Annotated in this window: 15 protein-coding genes; 3 read left to right on the plus strand and 12 right to left on the minus strand. The window is 61.2% G+C overall.

Translation table 11 applies throughout. From position 1 onward, the window contains the following. Positions 1-237 precede the first annotated feature (237 nt). Positions 238-1116 (plus strand): MurR/RpiR family transcriptional regulator, encoded by an 879-nt coding sequence (locus CFB89_RS24625; RefSeq protein ID WP_089470141.1) that lies wholly within the window; start codon positions 238-240, stop codon positions 1114-1116. Positions 1117-1235: 119 nt separating this feature from the next. On the opposite strand, the gene tssJ is transcribed toward CFB89_RS24625, so the two are convergent. The 11 genes from tssJ to CFB89_RS24675 form a co-directional block, all read right to left on the minus strand. Next, positions 1236-1745 (minus strand): type VI secretion system lipoprotein TssJ, encoded by a 510-nt coding sequence (gene tssJ / locus CFB89_RS24630; protein WP_089470142.1) that lies wholly within the window; start codon positions 1743-1745, stop codon positions 1236-1238. 17 nt (positions 1746-1762) lie between these two features. Further along, complete coding sequence (tssF, locus tag CFB89_RS24635) at positions 1763-3613, minus strand: type VI secretion system baseplate subunit TssF (RefSeq protein WP_089470143.1); 1851 nt, start codon at positions 3611-3613, stop codon at positions 1763-1765. After that, the gene (locus CFB89_RS24640; RefSeq protein WP_256979754.1) at positions 3610-7194 is read right to left on the minus strand and encodes an ImcF-related family protein; all 3585 of its coding nucleotides are present in this window, start codon (positions 7192-7194) and stop codon (positions 3610-3612) included. Before CFB89_RS24640 ends, tssF begins: the two co-directional genes overlap by 4 nt. Continuing rightward, a complete protein-coding gene (locus CFB89_RS24645) occupies positions 7142-8446 on the minus strand; it encodes a hypothetical protein (RefSeq protein ID WP_179233526.1) in 1305 nt (434 codons plus the stop codon). Before CFB89_RS24645 ends, CFB89_RS24640 begins: the two co-directional genes overlap by 53 nt. Then, on the minus strand, positions 8446-8706 hold the full coding sequence (locus CFB89_RS24650) for a PAAR domain-containing protein (protein WP_089470145.1): 261 nt from the start codon (positions 8704-8706) through the stop codon (positions 8446-8448). The genes CFB89_RS24645 and CFB89_RS24650 overlap by 1 nt, the downstream gene beginning before the upstream one ends. Positions 8707-8797: 91 nt before the next feature. Further along, a complete protein-coding gene (locus CFB89_RS34490; protein ID WP_144030160.1) occupies positions 8798-9454 on the minus strand; it encodes a hypothetical protein in 657 nt (218 codons plus the stop codon). A 472-nt stretch (positions 9455-9926) separates the two neighbouring features. Next, positions 9927-11786 carry a hypothetical protein gene (locus tag CFB89_RS24655; RefSeq protein ID WP_256979755.1) on the minus strand — a complete coding sequence of 620 codons (1860 nt, stop codon included), beginning with the start codon at positions 11784-11786 and terminating at the stop codon, positions 9927-9929. 76 nt (positions 11787-11862) lie between these two features. After that, complete coding sequence (locus tag CFB89_RS24660) at positions 11863-14217, minus strand: type VI secretion system Vgr family protein (RefSeq protein ID WP_089470146.1); 2355 nt, start codon at positions 14215-14217, stop codon at positions 11863-11865. Positions 14218-14751: 534 nt separating this feature from the next. Then, positions 14752-16098: an AAA-associated domain-containing protein gene (locus tag CFB89_RS24665; RefSeq protein WP_089470147.1), complete on the minus strand. Its 1347-nt coding sequence runs from the start codon at positions 16096-16098 to the stop codon at positions 14752-14754. Positions 16099-16109: 11 nt separating this feature from the next. Beyond that, on the minus strand, positions 16110-17861 hold the full coding sequence (locus tag CFB89_RS24670) for an ABC transporter permease subunit (protein ID WP_089470148.1): 1752 nt from the start codon (positions 17859-17861) through the stop codon (positions 16110-16112). Between the two features lie 86 nt (positions 17862-17947). Beyond that, on the minus strand, positions 17948-18133 hold the full coding sequence (locus CFB89_RS24675) for a phosphate transporter (RefSeq protein ID WP_089470149.1): 186 nt from the start codon (positions 18131-18133) through the stop codon (positions 17948-17950). A 254-nt stretch (positions 18134-18387) separates the two neighbouring features. On the opposite strand from CFB89_RS24675, the gene CFB89_RS24680 reads away from it, so the two are divergent. Both CFB89_RS24680 and CFB89_RS24685 read left to right on the plus strand, forming a co-directional pair. Next, a complete protein-coding gene (locus tag CFB89_RS24680; RefSeq protein ID WP_089470150.1) occupies positions 18388-19332 on the plus strand; it encodes a metallophosphoesterase in 945 nt (314 codons plus the stop codon). Between the two features lie 19 nt (positions 19333-19351). Continuing rightward, entirely contained in the window at positions 19352-19693 is a 342-nt protein-coding gene (locus tag CFB89_RS24685) for a cupredoxin family copper-binding protein (RefSeq protein ID WP_089470605.1), read from the plus strand. A 152-nt stretch (positions 19694-19845) separates the two neighbouring features. On the opposite strand, the gene CFB89_RS24690 is transcribed toward CFB89_RS24685, so the two are convergent. Continuing rightward, positions 19846-21015, minus strand: a complete 1170-nt coding sequence (locus tag CFB89_RS24690) for an alpha/beta fold hydrolase (protein ID WP_089470151.1) — start codon at positions 21013-21015, stop codon at positions 19846-19848. Positions 21016-21087: the final 72 nt, after the last annotated feature.

The raw sequence follows: 21087 nt of genomic DNA on the forward strand, positions 1-21087 counted from the left end.
TTTTGTGCCAAAAACTAGGGCAATCACCGAATTCATCACCAAGGGACGCCGACTTACGGTCCGATGCATGTCTGTTTCATTACACATATGAACGTATTGGGGAGTCGGGTGATGCGTCCCTCTAATTTCGAGCCAGACGCGGGTGGCCGATCTTCAATCGGCTAACATGCGTGCAGTTGCCGGCAGGCTCCCGCCTGCCGTTGGGTCAATCCATTCAGATAGAGAGCCGGAGTGCCGATGGGGACAAGCATCAGGGCGTTGCTGTTATCCCAGATGGATAGCTTCACGCCGTCGGAACAGAAGGTCGCGCAGGCGTTGCTGGATCGCTACCCCAGTCTCGGGCTGGGCCCGATCGCGCAGTTTGCGAAGCAGGCGGAAGTCAGCGACCCGACCGTATTCCGCTTCGTCGTCCGGATCGGCTTCCCGAACTATTCGTCGTTCCAGCAGGCGCTGCACGACGAGATCGACACCGCGATGAATTCGCCGCTCGCGCGGATGGATGCGTTTCATTCGGAAACGGGCAGGCGCGACAGCCATGCGGCGATTTTCCAGCGGCTGTCGGAATCGCTCGCGACCACGATCGAAGGGCTCGACGCAGCCGCGTTCGATGCAGCCGTGGCGATGCTGGCCGATCCGGACGTGCGCGTGTTCTGCGGCGGTGGGCGCTATACGGCGCCGCTCGCGTCGCTGTTCTCGTTCACGCTCGCCTATGCACGGCCGCATGTGCAATCCGTCGAGCCGAACGTGAATCTCGCGTCCGTCGCGCTGGCCGACATGGGGCGCAACGACGTGCTCGTGATCTTCGACTTTCGCCGCTACCAGAAGGACAGCATCCGCTTCGCGCAGGCCGCGCACCGGCTCGGCGCGCGGATCGTGCTGATCACCGACGAATGGCGCTCGCCGATCGGCGAGTTCGCGGAGATCGTGCTGCGGATCCAGGGCCGCCCTTTCGCGATGCTGCAGACCAACGTGCCGGCGCTGGCGCTCGCCGAAGCGCTGGTGATCGGCGTGACGAACCGGCTGCCGGAACTGGCGCGGCAGCGGATGGAAAAGATCGAACAGCTCAATGCGGGCGGGATCGAGTGGGACGTGAGTCAGCGGGATTTGCCGGAGTGATGGCGTGGGCCATTCGGGCGTGCGCGTCAGCATTCGGCCTCGTGGCGTGTGCAATTTGAAGCCCGACCTGCAAACCCCATACGTCAACGACCATGCCCGCCGCCAGCGCATTCCCTCGTTCAGGGTGCCAGCTCCAGCCGGTTGCCCGTCACGACCAACTTGACGGGATCCGTCTCCTTCCACTTCGACTTCGGAATCACCCGTTGCCATTCGGCACCGCGCTGATCGCGGAAGAACGCCGCCACGCCCACGGCTTGCGCGTCGGCTGCCATTGGCGCGGACAGCGTCACCGCGGCACCAGGCGCGAGCGTGGTCTCCATGCTGTCGAGCAGATCGGCCCTCAGTAACGCACTGTCGTCATCGAGCAGCGAGACGTAAGCTGCGTTCTCGAAGACCTTCGCGTCCTTCAACTGATAGACGCGCATCACGACCGGTAGCGATTGTCCCTGTTCGTTTTCGTTGAGTGCGGCGCGGCTGTCGATCACGAGGTTCATCTGCTTGACCTTCGTGATGAAAATCGCGCGGGTCATGCCGGCGGTCGCCTCTTTCGTCGATTGCCACATGCCGCAGCCAGACAGCAACGCGACCGCCATCGCGGTAGCAGCCGCCCATCGAATGCTTCGCATCATCGGATGTGCTCGCGGTGTCACAGCCAGTCTCCCGTCTTGATCGTGCATGGATAGCGTCGGCTCGGGCCGCCCACGCCTTCATACAGAACGAGCCGCACCACAAAATGGAAGCACGCATAGCGGCCGACGAAGCGGCTGAGTACGTCGCCGAACAGCGCGACGTCACCCGGCCCGGCAAAACCCGACGGCTCGATACCCACGTTCACATTCACGATACGGTCGACACGCGCCCCCACCCGTTCCGTTTCCTCATCGAGCCAAACGTGACGAATCGCGTCGATGCGTCGCCGGTTATCGTCAGCTCGCGTCCAGTCGTACAGCGACAGCGCGCCGCGCAGCACATTCGCGTCCATCATGTTCAGCTCGGTCGTGCCGGCCCCATTGAAGTGAGAAATCACCCGCCAGTCATAGTCGCCGCCGCGCGGCGGATACAGCGGCATCGTCGGGGCCGTCAAATTGCGCACGCGCTCGACACCATTAAAGGTCGAAACAGGCGTGGCAACCATCGATTCACGCAGCGCCATGCGCGGCAGGCGCCCATTGTTTGCCAGCACCCGGACCGTTACGTGTCCGTCAGGCAAGCTGCCCGGTTCCTCCCACGGATGCCCGCCCAACGTCACGACCATCTCGCGCTGGCCCGTTACGCCCTGCCGAATCGACGCGTGGTAATACCGATGCGGCGACTCGTGCCGCATCATCCCGCCGCGGTGCCGAAATGCCTTGATCGATTGATACGGGTATTGCCTGGCGGTGCGCGGATCGGTCGCCACCACCGACAATACATCGTAGGGTTCGATGTGCTCGCCCGCGGCGGTCGGGGCGCGCACCGGATAGTCGCGATCATGCGCATTGGGGCGGATTGCCTGCGCGTCCAGTTCGAGCAGATTGATCACCGGCGTGCAGAACAACCGGATGTTGTCCGCACCGAACGTGGCGTCACCGGGGATCCGGTCTCGAATCACGATCTCGAATTCAAGACAGGTTTCGCCCGGTGGCACGCTGGCCGCGTCGAAACCGCACAAGTCCACGAAGTGGAACTTCTCGGGGAACGCGAAATATTCGAGCATCGTCTGCTCGCGGTCGAGATCGACGTCGCGTACGTCGAGGTCGGTCGGCCACAGTCGCGCCTGCGCGCCGAAGCCCGCTGCCTCGATCGTCATCGCGGGGCGCGGTTGTAGCTGGCCGTCGAGCAGGCGCGGCATGCGTACGCCGATCGACTCCACCTGGCGCGTGAAAACCGCGTACAGCGCCGATGCAGTGGGCCGGTCGCCATGCAGGTATAGCCGGATACGCGACAGATCATCCAGCAATCGCTGCTCGCGGTGCAGCAGATCGAACGCGAGCCGGATTACCGTACGGCCATCCTCGCGCATGCGCGCGCCCGCCTCGCGCACGTTGAGCGGTAGCAAGTGTATCGCCCGAGTCGTTCGATAGACGCAGATCGTCCCGTCCGGTCCGACCGGTGTCGAACGTACCTGCAACCCGGGCGGTAACGTATCGAGTACCCGCGCCTCGCCGCTGCGCGGCACGCATTCGAGGATGGTCAGCGACGGAATCGTGCGGCCTGTATGCGGCCACAGATGATCGAGCAGTGGATCGGTGATTTCCGGCGCCGCGTCGTCGAGCTTCATCCGCAGCCGGCTCGCGAGGAACGCAAAACCCTCGTAGGTCTGCTCGACACTGTCGTGACGCGCGCCAGGCATCGTCATCCCCACACGGCGGGCGCCTTGTGGCTGGGACCTCGCGAATTCCCTCCCCGCCTCGCGCAGATAACGCATCTCCGCATCGAAGTAGCGCAGATATCGATCATCATCCGCGCTGAAACCGCTCCCGGCAGGCTTCGTCGGATTGTTTTCGTCTTCACTCATGGCTGGACATCCGATGGCAGCGGCGGCAGAAGCGGCATCGTCGGCACGGCGCCTGCCTTGCCGACAACGAAAATGCGATCCGGCATGCGGAATCCGCGCAGTTTCAGCAAGTCGATCGGCCCGGCTCCAATGCGCGTACGCAATACGTATGACAACGGCTCGCCGCGCTCCGTGTTCCACGTAAGCCGGTAACGCGTGCCATCGAGCGGGTTGATCTCGGCCTCGCTCAGCAGACGCAGGAATGCCCAATCGCCGGCTGAATCAAATGCCTGTCGCAGCCCTGCGTCGAGCGTCTGCCATGTGAGCCTCGCGTGCCCGTTCAGGCCGTTGCCGGGCCATGCCAGTGGAGTCCAGCGCTCCTGCTGATTGAAATAGACGATCTGCATGCCGTCGACCGACAGTTCCGATCGAGCCACGTTCGGCGTCGGCAGCGCCATCATGTCGAATTTCTCCCCGGCATCGGCCTGCGAGTAGAGTTGCGCCCCAACCGTCGACAACTGCCGGACAGCGCTCAGGAATGCCGGATCAAACTGCAACGCCTGCGGGGCAAGTTCGCTGGGCGCCCAACGGTCACCGTCGAGTTTCATCACGCCGGCCAGTTGCGTCGTGATGAAGCGCGAAATCAATCCGGTATCGGGCCGTACATAGCGGCCGATTTCGGCGAAGGACGCATCGGCCTGCGTATCGAAGAACGGATAGCGGCCGCTCATCGCTGCGTTGAACGGTGCGGCAACACCGGCTCGCCATGCGTCATTCAGGCTCGCTGCGGCCGGTTGCAGGATCGTCTGCCATGCGGCTTCGAGCGGCTGCGCAAACACCGTATCGCCGAAGCCCGCCCACGCCGTACCCAGGCTCGCGGCCGTGAGCGCCGCGTCGTTGCGCGCCTGGGACAATTCCGACAATTTGCCTTGAAACACGGCCTGGGCGAGCGAACGCGCCATTACCTGAGCGTCCGGACTGCTCGCGATCTGTTGCAGCTTCAGTCGCATCGTCGTGACCGCCGTCAGGTAGCGCGACAAGCTGACACCGCTTAGCGCGATGTCGGCTGGCGTGGCACGCTTCCCGTTTTCCGCGGCAGACGATGCGCCCGGGTCGCCCATCAGCACCAGCAGCGGACCAAATGCCTTGTCGAGCGGGTTGACGACGGCCGTCCCTGCCTGCTCGTCAGCCCCGATCAGGTTTTGCGCCTTTCTCACCAGGGTGGCGGCCAGCGCCTGCGACGGTCGCCCCGCTTGCGCCTGATACTGCACGGATTTCATCAGTGCGATCAACGGGGACGTCTGCGCGTCCGCCAGTCGAGAAAGCTGTTCGACCGCGCCACCGAGGTTGGACGTCGGTTGCCACTGCAGGCTATTGAGCATGCGCTGCCATGCAGCCGTGTACTCGCTAAAATACCGGGCCGTCAATCGCTGCTTCAGTTCCTCGGCTGCGCGTTTCTCATCGTCGATCGCCGGCGTTTGGGTCATACCCTGTGCGAGCGTATTACCAACCCTCTGCGAAGCCTGCGAGCCCGACAACACCCAGTCACTGCTGATCCGGCGTTCATGCGACGCCTTGTCGATAGCCGCTGCGACCATCCCGTCCCATGCCGCACGCGTATAGATCCCCGGGACGGTCTGTGATGCCTTGAACATCCCGTGCGCATCCGCGCCATTCAGCAGGGTTCCGAGCGACGCGTCGGCGTATTTGTTTTTGACTTCGTCAAGGATACGTTGGTACACCGTGTCGTCCGCCGACGCGAGTCCCATTTGCGTGACCAGCATGTTGCGGGTCGAGGTCACGATGCGGTCGTCCGTCGCAATCCGCCATTCGGGATGCGCTTTCAGGTGATCGGCGTAGAAGCCTGCAAGCCGCCTGCCAGTATCGTCGCGCTCGCCGAGCGGCATTTCCACGGGGCGCGACCACAGGGCGGCGAGCATGCGCTTCAGAAATTCGGGGTCGGCGCGCGATGGCTCGCCGAGCATCAGATAAGTCTTGAGCGCGTTGTAGGTACTCCCTCGCGTGTCCTGCGATTGCAGGCTATCGGCGCGCGTCTGACCTGCCGCCTTCAACACGTCCCCGATCGTTTGCACCGCCGGCGCCTGCAAGTTGCGCGTCGCGGCGAGTCGGTACGGTTGCCAAAGACCGGCGAGGATATCGTCATTGCGCGACAAGCCGGCCCTCAGGTACCACGGAGCGCCATGCTGCTGCCGGTATTCGAGCTTTTCCATCAACTGCTGTAGCGCCAGTTGCGCGCGCCAGGCAACTGCTGTTTGCGGCCGCGCATCGACCGCCGCGCGCGCTGTCGCCTCGGCTTCGCGCATGAGTTGCTGATTGCCGATGAACGATACGGTCATCCATGTGCACCACGCTATCGCCGCAACGGTCACGCCCATCGCCAGCGCATCCGGCCAGTAGAATCCCACCCGCCGGCCAATGCGTTGCCGGCCGGCGATTGCGCCCCATGCGGGTAGCAGTGCAGCCGGTTGCGGCGGGACCTCGATCGGGATGTTGATCACCGTTGTGCTCGCGTCCGCAGCGATCGGCACCGGCGTCGGCATCGCCGCTGTCGCCTTGAATACGGGGGCGAACATCACGCCAGCCAGCGGCGTGCGCAGCCACTGCGATGCACGAAGCGCTTGCCAGCCGGTAACGATGTGTTCGAGCTGTGTCCCGATGTATTGCGAGATTTCGGCTAGATAGCTGACCCGCGTGGGCGCTGTACATTGCTGCACGCCCGCGTCCGCCGTACCACGCTCGATCGCGGCAAGCTGATCGCGCAGGACCAGCGTCGGTTGCTCCCCTTTGTATGCCGCCCGCGGAAATGCACCGATCGCTTCGAACGTTTCGGGTCGTTCGCCCTGCGCGGGCACGGCGTGCAGCAACGTGACAGGCGCGGCCCAGCCCATGTCGGCGGCCAGCGCGGCGAGGACGCGCGGCAATTCGATATCGCGATCGTCCACGTGCGTGACGTGCACCACGCCGTCGACGGGCCGTCTGCTCCGCAGCTTACGGATCTGCCGGCGCCACACGCCCGCGTCGATGCCGTCCGGTGCTGCGTGTACGAGGACCGCGTTGCCAACCGGCATTGCGCCCGCGCGCTTCAGGCCCGGCGCGACCTGATCGAGCAATGTGTCCGCACCGGTCACCATCAGCCACGGTAAGCGGTATCGCCAGCGCCGACCCTGCGATATCCGTAGTTCCTCGAACAGGCGTTGCAGACGGGCATCGCGTTTGAGCAGCTGTCCCGTCGCTGAAGCAGCCTCTTTCTCGCTGGTTTGCAAACGAAACAGTTTGGCAGCGCCCGCATATGCGCCAGTCGATATCGCAATCAGATGAATGATCACGATGACAACCAGCAATACCGGAATACCGATCAATGCCAGTGTACGAGGCGTGCCATCGGGGACACCGAGGCGCTCGCCCTGGAACCAAGCCAGCACGAGCGCTGCAGCGGCAATAACCAACACGGCAAGAGGCAACCCCCAGATTGCGACCCGGCTGGGAGCTTCGTCGGTTAAGGCCACTTGAGGCTGCGCGTTATGCAAATTATTTTTGGATATCGACATGCGTTGAAGCCGTTTGGTCTTGGGGTAAGACATGGAGGATGGCAGACTGCGCGCCATCGACGACGAGTTGCGGTCCGTCACAGGCGCCGGACTCGATCGCCGCAGCGATCGCCAGCAGAGCATTCGCTGCCCGCATGTCGCCAACCATACGATCCAGCCGACTCTGCGCAGCGTCTTTGGCTGCGGCCACAAACCCAGCAGCGTTCAAAGCGCGGTCGCAGTTTTCAACCGGCCGCGTTATCCACGCGCGTGTCACCGACGCGGCATCGGTTTTGCCCCAGATCGCGGCGTTCGCGAAACCATATTCTGGTTCAGCGGAGTCACCTACAACTGGCCTATGTAGCGCAGCCTTTCTGCTGACCGCCTGCGGAAGCCCGAAACGGCCGGCATCGAGCAACACAGCCACGCATCCCTCGGCGAGGCCCTCATCGATATCATCGTCGTACCACGTCGCAGCGATGACGAGGAGCGGACGGGATTCATGCGCATCAAGCCATACATCGGCCACAAACAACCCGTCGGCAGCCGGGACGGCCCGGACTTCCAAGGGAGGAAGCGCCGCCAGATGCATCGCAGCGCGAACCTGGGTCAAACGCATGTTCGCGACGTCCGACTCGGTCAATACGCGTACTTGGGGCCAATATGCCCTTTCGTATCGAGTTAATGCCTGCATGGTTCCAGCGAGAGGCTCAAGCGCAACGCGGATCATCTGCACAACTGGATTGGCACTCTTCGGTACGGCAGCATTGTCAGTTGGGGTTTCCTCTTCATCCGCCATGAATGAAGCGTCCAGTGGCGGGTCATTGGACGGGTCGTCCAGTAGCGGGTCGTTGTCCTCAAAGCGATTGCATAAAACTTTTCCCGAGCCGTGCCGCGGGGCTTGCACCTTCATGATGGAGCGCTTCCCTATCAGAGCGTCGGACAGAGATGTCCCACCAAGAGGCAGGCAATAGCCTGCGCCGAGTACATAAAGCGGTCGCTGCGCGAACCCGATTTTCTCCGCAAGCCAGCGGTCACGATGATGGTTGCGCCAGTATGCGCGGTACCACAGCCCCTCGTAGCCAGCGCGGCCAAAGCCGAGCAGGACCAGAAACAGCCCGTTCGGCACCCCAATAATCAAGCCCCAAAACCTAAGGCCGCTCGCAGGCTCGCCTTTCGGCCACGCCAGCAAAACAACCACCGGACCGAACACATTACAGACGAACCAAGTTAATGCCCACGGCCAGAAACGCATCCTGGGCGGATACGCGCTGGGGCGTCCGGCGGAAAAAAGATCGACCGGCATTACTCAAAGTGGACGTTTGGTAGCGACGAAATCAATCGACAACCACATGCGCAGCGATGGCCGTCCAGTGCGAACAACTTCTCGTCGCGATCGGGATATTTGTCGGCGCCCTCGTCAATCACGGTCGGACCATGCAGCTCGCAGGTCGCATCGTCGCCTTTACGTGCAAGCGGCCTGTCCATGAACGTCATCCATGGCGAGCCGCCGGTGACTTCGCCGCCATGCTCGAGCTTGTCACCTTTTCGAATGGGAGATTGCATATATTTTGGTTATCTAGTTGAGCAAGGATTTTCTGAATTCCCAGCACACCGTGCGCCCAAGCTCACGGACAAATTAATGGCGAATTAAAATCTATCGATCCCCTTCGTTTGTTTCAGGAGCCGTCGATCGCAAGGCAACAACTTCAATTCCGCCAAGCGCCGCAGGAATTCGATCGCTTTCCTTTTTGCCAAGCTTCCTCCCCACAACCTCAAACGAAAAACATGGAAAATATATTACACCAGGACATATTAAAAAATAATCAGGAACAGTCAATCTTTCTCGATCGCCATATACCGAATTAACATAGGCAACGGTTCCACCCCACCCCTTTCCCTCATATTTCTTTTGCCATACGATATTACGCACATATCGCCCACCAGAATCTTCCAAAGCGATTTCTTCGACTGCGGTAGTTTTATTCTCAACACTCGAACCCGATCCACCCAAAAAACAACTAAACGATAGCTTCCCGCGTATAGCCTCCTTATCCAGCTTCATCACAAGATCAAAAACAAACGATATAATTCCATTATTTACATTTACAGTTGAACCAACTGTTTTTGAAGATATATTTTCACCAATGACATATCCACATCGACTCTCCAATAGAAATATATTATCTCGATAATTGGGACGACTATTAGAAGCCAACTCAGCTCTCGCAGCCCCATCAAGCCACAAAATAGCCGACAACATCAAAAGTATATTTCTCACGACAACTTCCGTCTTGTGAAGTTCTCGGGCCACGCTAGATCCTCCTGATTTGGACCCTTGAAAATCGCAATATCAGTCAAAACCATTAGTGCATTAGCGAACGACGTCGAGCGATCTATTAGACCATTCATGTTTGGTGGATTCTTGCCCGTGGCACCCGGATAGTTCACTGCTGCCGCACAATTCGCAAAGGACTGGTTGTAATACCACACCTTAACTCCAGAATTTGTCCGAATTATCCTTCTTTCGTTCACACTCATCTCGTCCGCATATTTATTGGCACTATCCACCTGTGGTCGCGACGGATTTTTCGCCGTTGGCATTGATTTTCCGGACCAAACCCAATAAGCACCTGCACTATGACTCGCATGCCAAACATCTCTTGCAATCTCATTTCGCCATTCCAATTCCTGCTCCCCGGGCGGCAAGCGCGGGTTTCGCCCAATGAATTTGAAGTATTTATAATAGTTATTATTTCCGCCACCCATATTTCCATTAGGATTTGTCAACTGCAAAAAACCTCGACCAAACCAACCATTGTGCAAATCTTTGCACTATCATTTCGGTTCCCTTCCGCAAGATAGCGGAACCACCCTGTTTCTTGTGTGGCATTTGCCATAAAACAAACCTGTCGATCGGGGGTGTCAAGCTTAAATTTCCTCATCGAATTGTTCAAACCCAGCCCAAATCTATCAAGTAAAGACGAAGCATAATCTGGATTTGGCGACTCCCATACTCCCTGAGAGGGGGAATTATGTGACCCGGGCTTTCTAATAACGCGATCCGGTATAAGCTGGAGCATCTCCCTCTTATCAAGCCATCCACATTTCCTGAAATGCCGGATAAATTCAAGCGGATGGAAATACCATAGCTTCTGGCCTGCTAGCGATAATTCATGCGGCAACTCATCCAGAAACTGAAAGCAACCGAGAAACTCAATAAACAAGTCATAGCCATCTGGATTGGTATCGTTCTGCTTGCCAAAAAATCCATCTGGTTCATTCAGACCTTTATAGCGATCGTCGTTGTCCGACGGATCCCACTCGCTACGCGCGTTGAACACCAACCCCCTGAGCTTTGTGCGTACACCCTCTGCATTTTTCACGTAGCCTGCAAGCAGCTGGTTGGCATTATCGTCGTTGTTATTGTCGTATTCGAGCGGCCGGATCATTCCGGACGTTGCCTGTGGATCAGCAACGCCGATCAGACGGCAAAGCTCATCGTATCCGCATAACCCATCTTGATTAAACGGCGTATTGCCTTCGTCAACTTTTTGCCAACCCTTGAAGAACGGAAAGTCAGCGTCCGACAATTTAATGATCGCGTCGGAAGCGATGTTGATATATCCTTGCGCCCCATTCTCGTCGATCGGAACTGCGACCCAGGTAGCAGGGGCATCTCCCGGCACGGCCGTCCTGGAAAGAATTCGCCCAAAGCGCAGCATTTCATAGCCATCGCTCGGACACTCTGAATAGAGTGCTACCGCTCGATCATATAGGTCATATTCATACTGTTCCGTTTCTCCGTCGTACGGGTCAGCAACTGGAACTTGTGTAAGCAGGATAACGTTGCCGCTGCTACCACGGTCGATCCACGCGCATGTATAGCGCCGCCCCTTGTTGAACCACGCTTCCACATACAGGATGTCTTGCTCACCAATTGAGCCGCCTGGCAGTCGCGGAAACCAGTCGTCCGTCATACCCGCCGGCTGCGCAACAAAATCCTGTGGACCCTTAATAACGAAATAGGAATGTCCCCAGTAGTCGCTCGACGCAGGCTGAACAGGGTCCTTTTCACCCAGTTGAACCCTGTGGCCGTCCTGATCAAACCAAGCTGTAAAGTCAGCATCCGACATGAAAACTTCAAAATGCAGATGCCGAACCCCCTGATGCTGACCGACATACCCGAGCATGTCCTTGCGGTACACCTTCTTTGTGTCGCCCAACTGAACGACCCCGTCTTTGCCGCCGGCCGTATCGAGCAGCCATTTGGGCAGGGCATTCATCGATCCCTCCGCCGGCGGATTGGTCGGCTGGGGAGCAAGCCGCTCCTGTTCGGTCATGTCCAGTAAATGCATATATAGTGAGTAGAATGTGATCGTTCGCCCATGTCCTGTATCGGTCTTATGTCTGAGTAAGACAAATCCCGCGTTCGAGTTCAGCGACAGTTGTCCAGTCGGATCTTTCGCACCATCAGACAGAGCGCTTTTGCAAACGCGATACGCGACCACCTCGCCATCAGCAATTGCCCGCACCGGTTCGTGCTGCTCGCCCGGATCCAGATGAATGCCACAGTGAAAGCGCCGGTCGAAAGCAACGGGATAGACCCCATGATGACCAATCTCGAACTGATCGACGACGTCCATCATAGGGTCCGTCTTTGACACATCACTAGACGTCGCGCCCGATACGGGCAGGAAGGGAGGGCTGATGATCATGGCTTCAGTAGGACGACGAGTACTGGTCAGAAATCTTCAGGTTGGTCTGCGGTAGCGACGGCAATGGTGTCGTGACGTTGTTCGGCCCGTGAAACGAAAATGACGCCGCCTTTATCGTGAAGGCGCCGGGACAGTGAAATGTCATGTTGCCGTTCTCGATTACGAGCGAAGCTCCGCCGCTGTTGAGTGTGATCTTCGACTTGGCCGATACTTGGACGTCGGCACTTTGGCTCGCGACGCGCAACTGCTGCTTCGCGAACAAGTCCATCCCGTCCGTAAGCGCCGCCATCATGACCTTGCCCTTCGCTGCGACAAAATTCAGCCCGAGCTTGTGCGCACACAGCGAGATCAGGTCACCCGCCACCATGCGCAATCGCTTCACGATGCTCACGTCCATGTCCCGGCCTGCGGTGACGATCACGTTCTCGCCCGCCGATTGCTGCAGTGATTTCGGTGTCACGAACGCGATGCCGCCGGGAGCACTCGCAAGCAGCCCCGCGTCGCGAAGCTGATCGAGGCCTTCGAGCAGCGCCGTCTGCGTCGCGCGGTCCGCAGGGTCGGCCTTGGCTTGCGTCGTCGCAGCCGCGAGGTCCGTTACGCGCTGCAATGCTGTCTTGAGTTGCGCGATAGCGGCGGGCATGTCGAGATGCGGCGTCTCGGATCCACCTGCTGCGTCTGCCGAAACGAACAGCCCCTTCGGCGCGCGCAACGTGCCCCAGTTCTGCGTGGTCAATTCGAAACCCTGGCCGCGCTTGTTCTTGTCCCGGTCGACCAGATGGCCCATGTTGAGCGACGACTGCCCGAATACCGTCGCCAACCGGATGCCCTCGTGGTCTTTCAGATCCTCGAAGCGCAACTTGTTGCCGAGCAATGGCGAGCGGAATACGGCGCGGCTGTACCACCCTTCCTTGCCGTGGACGAGGTCGCGACGCGCATGGTCATGCAGGGCCCCCGCGATCAGCAGGCGGTCGCAATTTCCCTGGGTCGCGACGACGCGTACTTCGGACCGCGGCAGCAAGGGGATGTGCAGGCCGCCCTGATACGACGCCGACGTACGCAGCACACGCAACGGCATGCTGTTCGTGCCGCGCTTGCCGCTGTGCCGGGTGAACAGGAGCCTGACGCGATAGCGGCCATATTCGTCCATCCATGCGTACGGCTCGTCATCGCCGGACTCGACCACACCGATCAGCATGCCGGCGATCCATCGCCAATGCTTTTCAGGAACGTATTCGGGCCGGTAGGTCTGATGTGCGGGGATCGCTTCGAAGGTGTTGACCGCCGACTGGCTCCGGCTACCGGTCGTGACGAGCTTCGTGATCACCATCCCGTGCGGCGCCTCGTGCACCTCGTCATTGGTAATCCGCACCACCATGCCAGGCGTCATGCCGATGACGTTGCTCGTGCCCGTGAGCCGAATCTGCCGCGTGAGAAGTTCGTCACGCCGCGCGTCAGCCAGCGCCTGCCCTTCCTCGACCGAATGGAAATGCTCGACGCTGCGGTTCACACTCCCGTATACCGAGCGGTCGTCGTAGGCCACGATTGATTCGACCTGCAGCGGATCGTCGGGGACGCGATAGTTGCGATCCCATTCGCGCACCGTCTGCGGCACCAGCGCGCGCGTGACTTCCAGCGTCAAGATCGCCTCGTGCCAACTCGTCAGACCGGAATGCGGCATCAACGGTACCTCAAGCGCTCGCATATAGCCGCGCGGTGTATTGCCGAACACCAGCGTGTCGCGTTGCGGGCCGTCCTCCTTCTTCGCCTGCTTGAAGTAGTAATAGACTCCCGCGCGCCGGCAGTGCCGATCGATAAAGTTCGCGGCCGTCTCCTCATACATCACGGTTTGTTCCAGCTTCCCGTCGAGCCCTTCCAGTTCGAACTCGACGTCGAAGGATTGGAACAAGTCGCGATCGACGATCATGTCGCTCAGCAACTCGCGAAACGACCTGTCCAGCAATACGGCCGAATCGTGCACCTCTTCAAGCAGCGAGAAACGCGGCTTCAGATGGACTTGGTAGGTCGCTTCGTCGCGAGACGTTTTGACGCGAGTCCATTGCGTTACGACGCCGTGCACGGTACGCGCGGCATGCCGAAGCGGATCGATCACAGCCGCCATCGAGGGCACGGAAGCGTGTTCCTCGATCGTGAAGACTGCCGGCTGGCCCACAATCGTCGCACCGTCGATCCGCTTGTTCTGCGAAGTCACGATGATGTCCGCGAGGAATCGCGTATTCATTTCCTCGGTCAGAACGAATGACAGAACGGAGACCGGCGCATCGAGCGCCGCGATCTCGAGATGCAGCGGTTGGGTGACGACCGAATTGGGGTGTTTCAGTACATCCTGGATGGTTCGCATGGTTGCCGTTGAACGAGAGGTTTTACACCGGCACGTCTCCCATTCACGCATTCAGGGCCGCAGTGCCACAACGCTCTCGCCAGTGAAGCATGTGTTCACGAAAATGAACACGCACCGGCCACAGATCTGGCAATTCGGAATTTTTACAGAATCATATAAAACACTTATTTATTTTATAAATTTTTATTTACTTTTAATCATACCTCTATTTTTTACTATCTCTTATTACCTCAAACCACGATTTCAACAACCATCATTAAAATCTAACCACCGAATTTGAAAGATAAATCTTCATGCTGATACAACGAGGGTCCCGCCCATCAAAGGAGAAAACAAATCTTCTCGAAATTCAAGTGAATTTTATACAGAATGATATCCTAAAAATCCCCTATAAATCCTCGACATGTCAAACGATATCGAGCCACCAATCTGATAAATAACCGAATTTTGAAATGTAGAAAATTGTCACGCCCCAACGTCGGCGCGACATCGGTGACGGAGGAATGTCGCGCCCTACATATCTACTTTCCGACTTTACGACTCGACATCCTCCAGACTGAACACTTCCGTCTTGTCGTTGTACGAAAAGACCTCCCCGTATCGCCCCCAGTCGATCACCGCATCGAGCGTCTCCTCCGCGGCTTCGTCGGACAGGAAATCCTCGAGCTCCTGCTCGAAGCGCACACGCGGCGCGCGATGGCCCGGACGTTCGTTCAGCACCTTCCGAATCCGCGCAGCAAGCGGCACATGTTTCAGCAGATGATCCGCGAACATCAGCTTGCGCTCCTGCGTGCCGAATTCCGCGAACACGCGCCCCGGCGGCGTCAGGAACACGTCGCCTTCGCGCACGTCCGCGAAGCCGAGGTACTGCAGCACTTCCGCGATCGGGAACAGGTCGTCGACCTCGAGGTGCAGCGTGCGCGCGATTTCCGGCATGTCCGCGCGGCCGTGGTACGGCGCCATCGCGAGCGTCTCGATCAGGCCGGCCATCAGGTTGGTCGACACCTGCGGCAGCCAGCTACCGAGCTCCAGCCCCTTCTTCGTCGCCTCGCCGGTCTGACGCGCGGTCATCTTCGCGTAGATATCGTCGACGAGCTTGCGGAACGCCGGGTCGAGACGATTGCGCGGGTGCTTGAACGGCACCTTGATCTCGGCGATCACGCGACCCGGGTTCGACGAGAGCACGAGGATCCGGTCGCACATGAACACCGCTTCCTCGATGTTGTGCGTGACGATCAGCACCGACTTGATCGGCATGCGGCCCTGCGTCCACAGATCGAGCAGGTCGGTACGCAGCGTCTCGGCCGTCAGCACGTCGAGTGCGGAGAACGGCTCGTCCATCAGCAGGATCGTCGGATCGACGACGAGCGCGCGCGCGAAACCGACGCGCTGGCGCATCCCGCCCGACAGCTCGCGCGGGTACGCGTTCTCGAAACCGTCGAGACCGATCAGGTCGATCGCGGCCAACGCACGCTCGCGCCGCTCGCGCGCGCCGACGCCGAGTGCCTCCAGCCCGGCTTCCACGTTCTGCAGCACGGTGAGCCACGGGAACAGCGCGAAGGTCTGGAACACCATCGCGACGCCCTCGGCCGGGCCGCGCAGCGGCTTGCCGAGATAGGTCACCTCGCCGCCGGTCGGCTCGATCAGCCCGGCGATGATGCGCAGCAGCGTCGACTTGCCCGACCCCGAGCGGCCGAGCAGGCCGACGATCTCGCCTTCGCGCAGCGACAGGTTCGCGTCGTCGAGCACGAGCAGCTCGCCCTGGGTCTTGTTGAAGCCGCGGTTCACGTGCTCGACGCGCAGGATTTCTTCGCCGAGCCGCGGCGGCTGCAGCGGCTGGGACGTCTTGACGGGGGCGTTGATAACGGTCGAATTTTGCATCGCGCTTACTCTCAATCGAGACGGAGCCGGGATTCCGCATAGGCGTACATCGGACGCCACAGCAGGCGGTTGAACAAGGTAACGAACAGGGACATCACGGCGATGCCGAGGATGATCTTCGGGAAATCGCCGGCGGCGGTCGTTTGCGCGATATACGAGCCCAGGCCGTGCGCGACGACCTTCGTGTCGCCCCACTGCACGAACTCGGACACGATGCTCGCGTTCCACGCGCCGCCCGACGCTGTGATCGCGCCGGTCACGTAGTACGGGAAGATGCCGGGCAGCATCGCCTGGCGCCACCACTGCCAGCCGCGGATGCGGAAATTCTTCGTCGCTTCCTTGTAATCGTTCGGATAGGACATCGCGCCGGCGATCACGTTGAACAGGATGTACCACTGCGTGCCGAGCACGATCAGCGGCGACAGCCAGATGTCCGCGTTCAGGCGGAAGTGGACGATCACGATCACGAACACCGGAAACAGCAGGTTCGCCGGGAACGCGGCAAGGAACTGCGCGAGCGGCTGGATCTTCTCGGCCAGCTTAGGGCGCAATCCGATCAGCACGCCGAGCGGCACCCAGATCACCGATGCGATCGCGATCAGCACCAGCACGCGCAGCAGCGTGATGAGCCCGAGCACGAGCACGTGGCCGACCTCGGCCATCGTCACGCCGGTCGCGACGAAGCTGACGACGCGCCACGCGACGTACGCCGTCAGCACAATCACGAACGCGGCCCACGCGATGTCGCCGATGCGCGACGAACGAGGCGACGATGCGCGGCGCGCGCGCGTACCCGGCGACGGCACGCGCAGCGGAACCCGCGCGGCCTGCGACAGCAGCCAGCCGGCCGGCACGAGCAACTGATGGATCAGGTGCGTGCGGCGCATCATGTCGAGCAGCCACGATTGCGGCGCATCGCCCGACGCGGTGTTCTCCATCCGGAACTTGTCCGCCCACGCGACGAGCGGGCGGAACAGGAACTGGTCGTAGGCAAGGATCACGACCGACATCGCGACGATCACCCAGCCGACCGCGCCGAGATTCTTGTCGGAGATCGCCTGCGCGAGATACGCGCCGATGCCCGGCAGCGTGATCGTCTGGTTGCCGACGGTGATCGCCTCCGACGCGACGACGAAGAACCAGCCGCCCGACATCGACATCATCATGTTCCAGATCAGGCCCGGCATCGAGAACGGCACTTCGAGCTTCCAGAAGCGCTGCCACGGCGTCAGGTGGAAACCGCGCGACACTTCGCTCAGGTCGCGCGGCACCGTGCGCAGCGACTGGTAGAAGCTGAACGTCATGTTCCACGCTTGGCTCGTGAAGATCGCGAAGATCGCGGCCAGTTCGGCGCCGAGCACGCGCCCCGGAAACAGCGCGAGGAAGAACGTGACCGTAAACGAGATATAGCCGAGCACCGGCACCGACTGCAGGATGTCGAGGATCGGGATCAGCACCATGCCCGCACGGCGGCTTTTCGCGGCGAGCGTGCCGTAGACGAGCGTGAACGCGAGCGAGGCGACCATCGCGGCGAGCATCCGCAGCGTGGTGCGCAGCGCATATTCGGGGAGGTTCGACGGATCGAGCGAGATCTTCTGCGTCTGCAGCACGCCGATCGGCGCCATCGTCTCGTGAAAACCGACGATCGCCATCGCGAGTATGCCGATGATCAGCGGAAACGCGACCGCGTCCCAGCGGTTGGGCAGCACGCGCCACGCGGACGCGTTGGCGGTGCGATTCGGATCGAAGAAACGGATATCCATCGGTAGCGTCTTGTGTCTTGTGTTGAATTAAAAATCGATGGGTCCGGACGCGTGCCGCGCAGCCGGCGCCGCAGCCGCGGGGCGAATCAGGACTGCCCGTGCAGTGCGAGCGGCAGCACCGAGCCTTCCTTGACGAGGCGGAGACGGGCACCGGGATGACTGCCGACAGGGACGATGCCGCAGGCAATGATCGGAAAAGACAGCACGAGGCCCAAGGTGCGCATGCGGCGACCGACCGCACCGCCCGTGTCCGTTGCCGCGAGGTTCGCCATGAAGGGCTCCGGAGAGATGATTCGGAGTGGGAGGCTATCGGGCGGCCGTGACGCAAATGTGACGTGTCACTTACAGGACATTGACGGGTCATCCGGCGGGCGTCGCGCATCGCGCCGTCGGCCGCCCGCACGGAGGTTCGATCTCGCAACGATCGGGAATAAATCCGCCGCTTCGCCGGTATTGCAGGCGAAGGCGCCGGCTTATTCCAGGACGATCCGGCCGTCCGATTTCGTCACACGAATGCGAGGCTGACATGTCTTCATCGACCCCCACCCGCCCGTCGCGCCGCAAGGCCCTGCAGTGCATGGCCTTCGGCGGGCTCGGCACGCTGTTCACGCTGTCGGGCGGCATCCTCGCCCCGTTCGACCTCGCGCTCGCGCAGACCGGCGATGCACGACCGGCCGACGCGGGCCGGCCGCTGTTCGTGCAGATCAGCGATACGCACATCGGCTTCAACAAGGACGCGAATCCCGACGTGTCGGCCACGCTGAAGCAGACGATCGATCTCGTCAACGGGATGCCCGCGCTGCCCGCGCTGGCGATCCACACCGGCGACATCACGCATCTGTCCAAGCCGGAGGAATTCGACCACGCGTCGCAATTGCTGTCCGCGCTGCGCGTGCCGGAACTGCACACGGTGCCCGGCGAACACGACGTCACCGATGGTTCGGGCGCCGAATATTTCGGCCGGTTCGGCAAGGCGTCGGATAATCGCGGCTATTACAGCTTCGATCACGCGGGCGTGCATTTCATCGCGCTCGTCAACGTGATGCACTTCAAGCCGAACGGGCTCGGCAGCTTCGGCGACGAACAGCTCGCGTGGCTCGCACAGGACCTGAAAGGCCGCTCGTCGAGCACGCCGATCGTCGTGTTCTCGCACATGCCGATGTGGACCATCTACGAACCGTGGGGCTGGGGCACCGGCGACGCGCCGCAGACGATGGCGCTGCTGCGCCGCTTCGGCTCGGTCACCGTGCTGAACGGGCACATCCACCAGATCGTGTCGAAGGTCGAGGGCAACGTGACGTTTCATACCGCCCGCTCGACCGCGTTCCCGCAGCCGACGGCCGGCAACGGGCCAGGCCCCGTGCCGCTCACGGTGCCGCACGACCGGCTGCCGTCGATGCTCGGCGTGACGACCGTCGAATTCACCGGCCATCCGGTTGCGTCGTCGCTGCACGATGCGACGCTCGCGTGACAAATATGAGGAGACCGATATGATCCGCTTCAATCCCTCTCGGATCCTCGCGGTGCTGATGCTGTGCGGCGCGGCCGCCGGCACGTCGCCCGCCGCGTTCGCGCAGGGCCCGGCCGGCCCGCTCGTGACGATCCGCAATTTCATGTTCTCGCCGATGTCGACCACGATCAAGGCCGGCACGACGATCACGTGGAAGAACCTCGACGCGGAGCCGCATACCGTCGTCAACGACGCCGGCATCTTTCATTCGAAGGCGCTCGACCAGGACGAAACATATTCGTTCCGCTTCGACAAGCCGGGCGTCTACAAGGTGTTCTGCGGGATTCATCCGTACATGAAGGAGACGATCACCGTCGAATGACGCGGCTCGCCACGAACGCGCGGGCGAACGACGGGCGACTGCCGCCTTCAATGACCGTCGCCCCCTTCGCCCGCGACGCACGCGGCGCCGCCTACGATTCCTGCATTTTCCGGTCGATCGACGTTCGTCGCGGGCGGGCCTTGCATGCAGCCTCACTGCCCCGCTGCGCGCAGGTCCGGCGCGGTGCCGGCGACGACCGGACACGACTGCGGCACCGCGTGCCCGAACAGCACGGCCAGCCCGCAAGCGGACGTGAACATGCCGAGACCGTCATGCCCGACACCCGGCACTTCGACGACCTGTTGCGCGAGATCGTCCGGATGCCGCTTCTTCAGGTAATCGAAATAGGCGAGCCCGCGCGCCAGCCGGTACGGCCCCTGCGCCATCGCCGCGCATGAACGGTCGATGAAATGCGTGTATGGATTCGTGTCGGCCTGCCCGAGCAGGTACACGACATGGCGCGCGACGTAGCGCGTCTCGAGATCGCGCACGTCCTGCGACGCAACGTAAGGCGGCGCCGACTTCAACCCGTACTTCCATTCGGTCGCGCGCGGGCAGAGGCCGCCGGCCAGTGCTTCGGCATTCGGTCGGTCGTCGTCGAAATACAGGTAACTCGACGGGTTCGCGACCACGTAGCGCACGGCAATGCCGGTACGCGCGAGCGCGTCGCCTTCCCGCCCGGCCACGGCATAACGCTGCAGCAATTGTGCGCCGGCGGAGTGGCCAATCATGACGACCGAGGACAACGACGGATACCGGCCGCGGTCGGCGAAATGCGCGAGCAACGCGTCGAGCGCCGAGAACGAGCTGATCGGGCCCGGCTGGCGTGCCGGTTCGCCGCCCTTCCATCCTTCCTGCGTCCACGCGAGCGTCGATACGGGCAACGAAAACGCGCGCACGTCGGCGCGTGTCAGGAATTGCGGCGCGACCACCATCGTGCCCGCGCCGGCCGCACCGGCCTTTGCGACGACTGCGCGCCCCGATGCGTAGTACGCATCGGCATTACGCAGCGTGCCGTGAATCACGATGAACACGCGCGTGACGTCGGGCGCGGCCCGGTCGAGCGGATGGTCGGCGTAGACCGGCAGCATCGCGCTGCCCTGCGGCGTATCGACGGCCATGCGCTGATCGGCGACGGCCTTGACCGGCGCTTCGAGACGTTCGCGCCGCGTGGCCGTGGCGGCTTCGGCCGGCTGCGCGCCGGCCAGCGTGCACGCGGCGGCGCAGGCTACCGCGAACGGAACGGCGTATGACAGGGTACGCGTGGCCGGCAGCGCACACGAGCGTCGGAGACGGGCAAACGCGACGGAGAAGACGGACATGGCGGCGGCTCGGGTGGCAGATATGACTTGAACGGCGATGGTCGCAGAATCCGTCGCGCGCCGCCGGTCCGT

The organism is Burkholderia sp. AU16741, from assembly GCF_002223345.1.
Taxonomy (GTDB): Bacteria; Pseudomonadota; Gammaproteobacteria; order Burkholderiales; family Burkholderiaceae; genus Burkholderia; species Burkholderia sola.

Bases quoted from the DNA above. Each gene is read 5' to 3' on its own strand.
- tssJ (WP_089470142.1), bottom strand. From the start codon at position 1,745: ATGATGCGAAGCATTCGATGGGCGGCTGCTACCGCGATGGCGGTCGCG.
- CFB89_RS24665 (WP_089470147.1), bottom strand. From the start codon at position 16,098: ATGCAAAATTCGACCGTTATCAACGCCCCCGTCAAGACGTCCCAGCCG.
- CFB89_RS24655 (WP_256979755.1), bottom strand. From the start codon at position 11,786: ATGGACGTCGTCGATCAGTTCGAGATTGGTCATCATGGGGTCTATCCC.
- CFB89_RS24675 (WP_089470149.1), bottom strand. From the start codon at position 18,133: ATGGCGAACCTCGCGGCAACGGACACGGGCGGTGCGGTCGGTCGCCGC.
- CFB89_RS24660 (WP_089470146.1), bottom strand. From the start codon at position 14,217: ATGCGAACCATCCAGGATGTACTGAAACACCCCAATTCGGTCGTCACC.
- CFB89_RS24640 (WP_256979754.1), bottom strand. From the start codon at position 7,194: ATGTCTTACCCCAAGACCAAACGGCTTCAACGCATGTCGATATCCAAA.
- CFB89_RS24680 (WP_089470150.1), top strand. From the start codon at position 18,388: ATGTCTTCATCGACCCCCACCCGCCCGTCGCGCCGCAAGGCCCTGCAG.
- CFB89_RS24685 (WP_089470605.1), top strand. From the start codon at position 19,352: ATGATCCGCTTCAATCCCTCTCGGATCCTCGCGGTGCTGATGCTGTGC.
- CFB89_RS24670 (WP_089470148.1), bottom strand. From the start codon at position 17,861: ATGGATATCCGTTTCTTCGATCCGAATCGCACCGCCAACGCGTCCGCG.
- CFB89_RS24625 (WP_089470141.1), top strand. From the start codon at position 238: ATGGGGACAAGCATCAGGGCGTTGCTGTTATCCCAGATGGATAGCTTC.
- CFB89_RS24650 (WP_089470145.1), bottom strand. From the start codon at position 8,706: ATGCAATCTCCCATTCGAAAAGGTGACAAGCTCGAGCATGGCGGCGAA.
- tssF (WP_089470143.1), bottom strand. From the start codon at position 3,613: ATGAGTGAAGACGAAAACAATCCGACGAAGCCTGCCGGGAGCGGTTTC.
- CFB89_RS24690 (WP_089470151.1), bottom strand. From the start codon at position 21,015: ATGTCCGTCTTCTCCGTCGCGTTTGCCCGTCTCCGACGCTCGTGTGCG.
- CFB89_RS24645 (WP_179233526.1), bottom strand. From the start codon at position 8,446: ATGCCGGTCGATCTTTTTTCCGCCGGACGCCCCAGCGCGTATCCGCCC.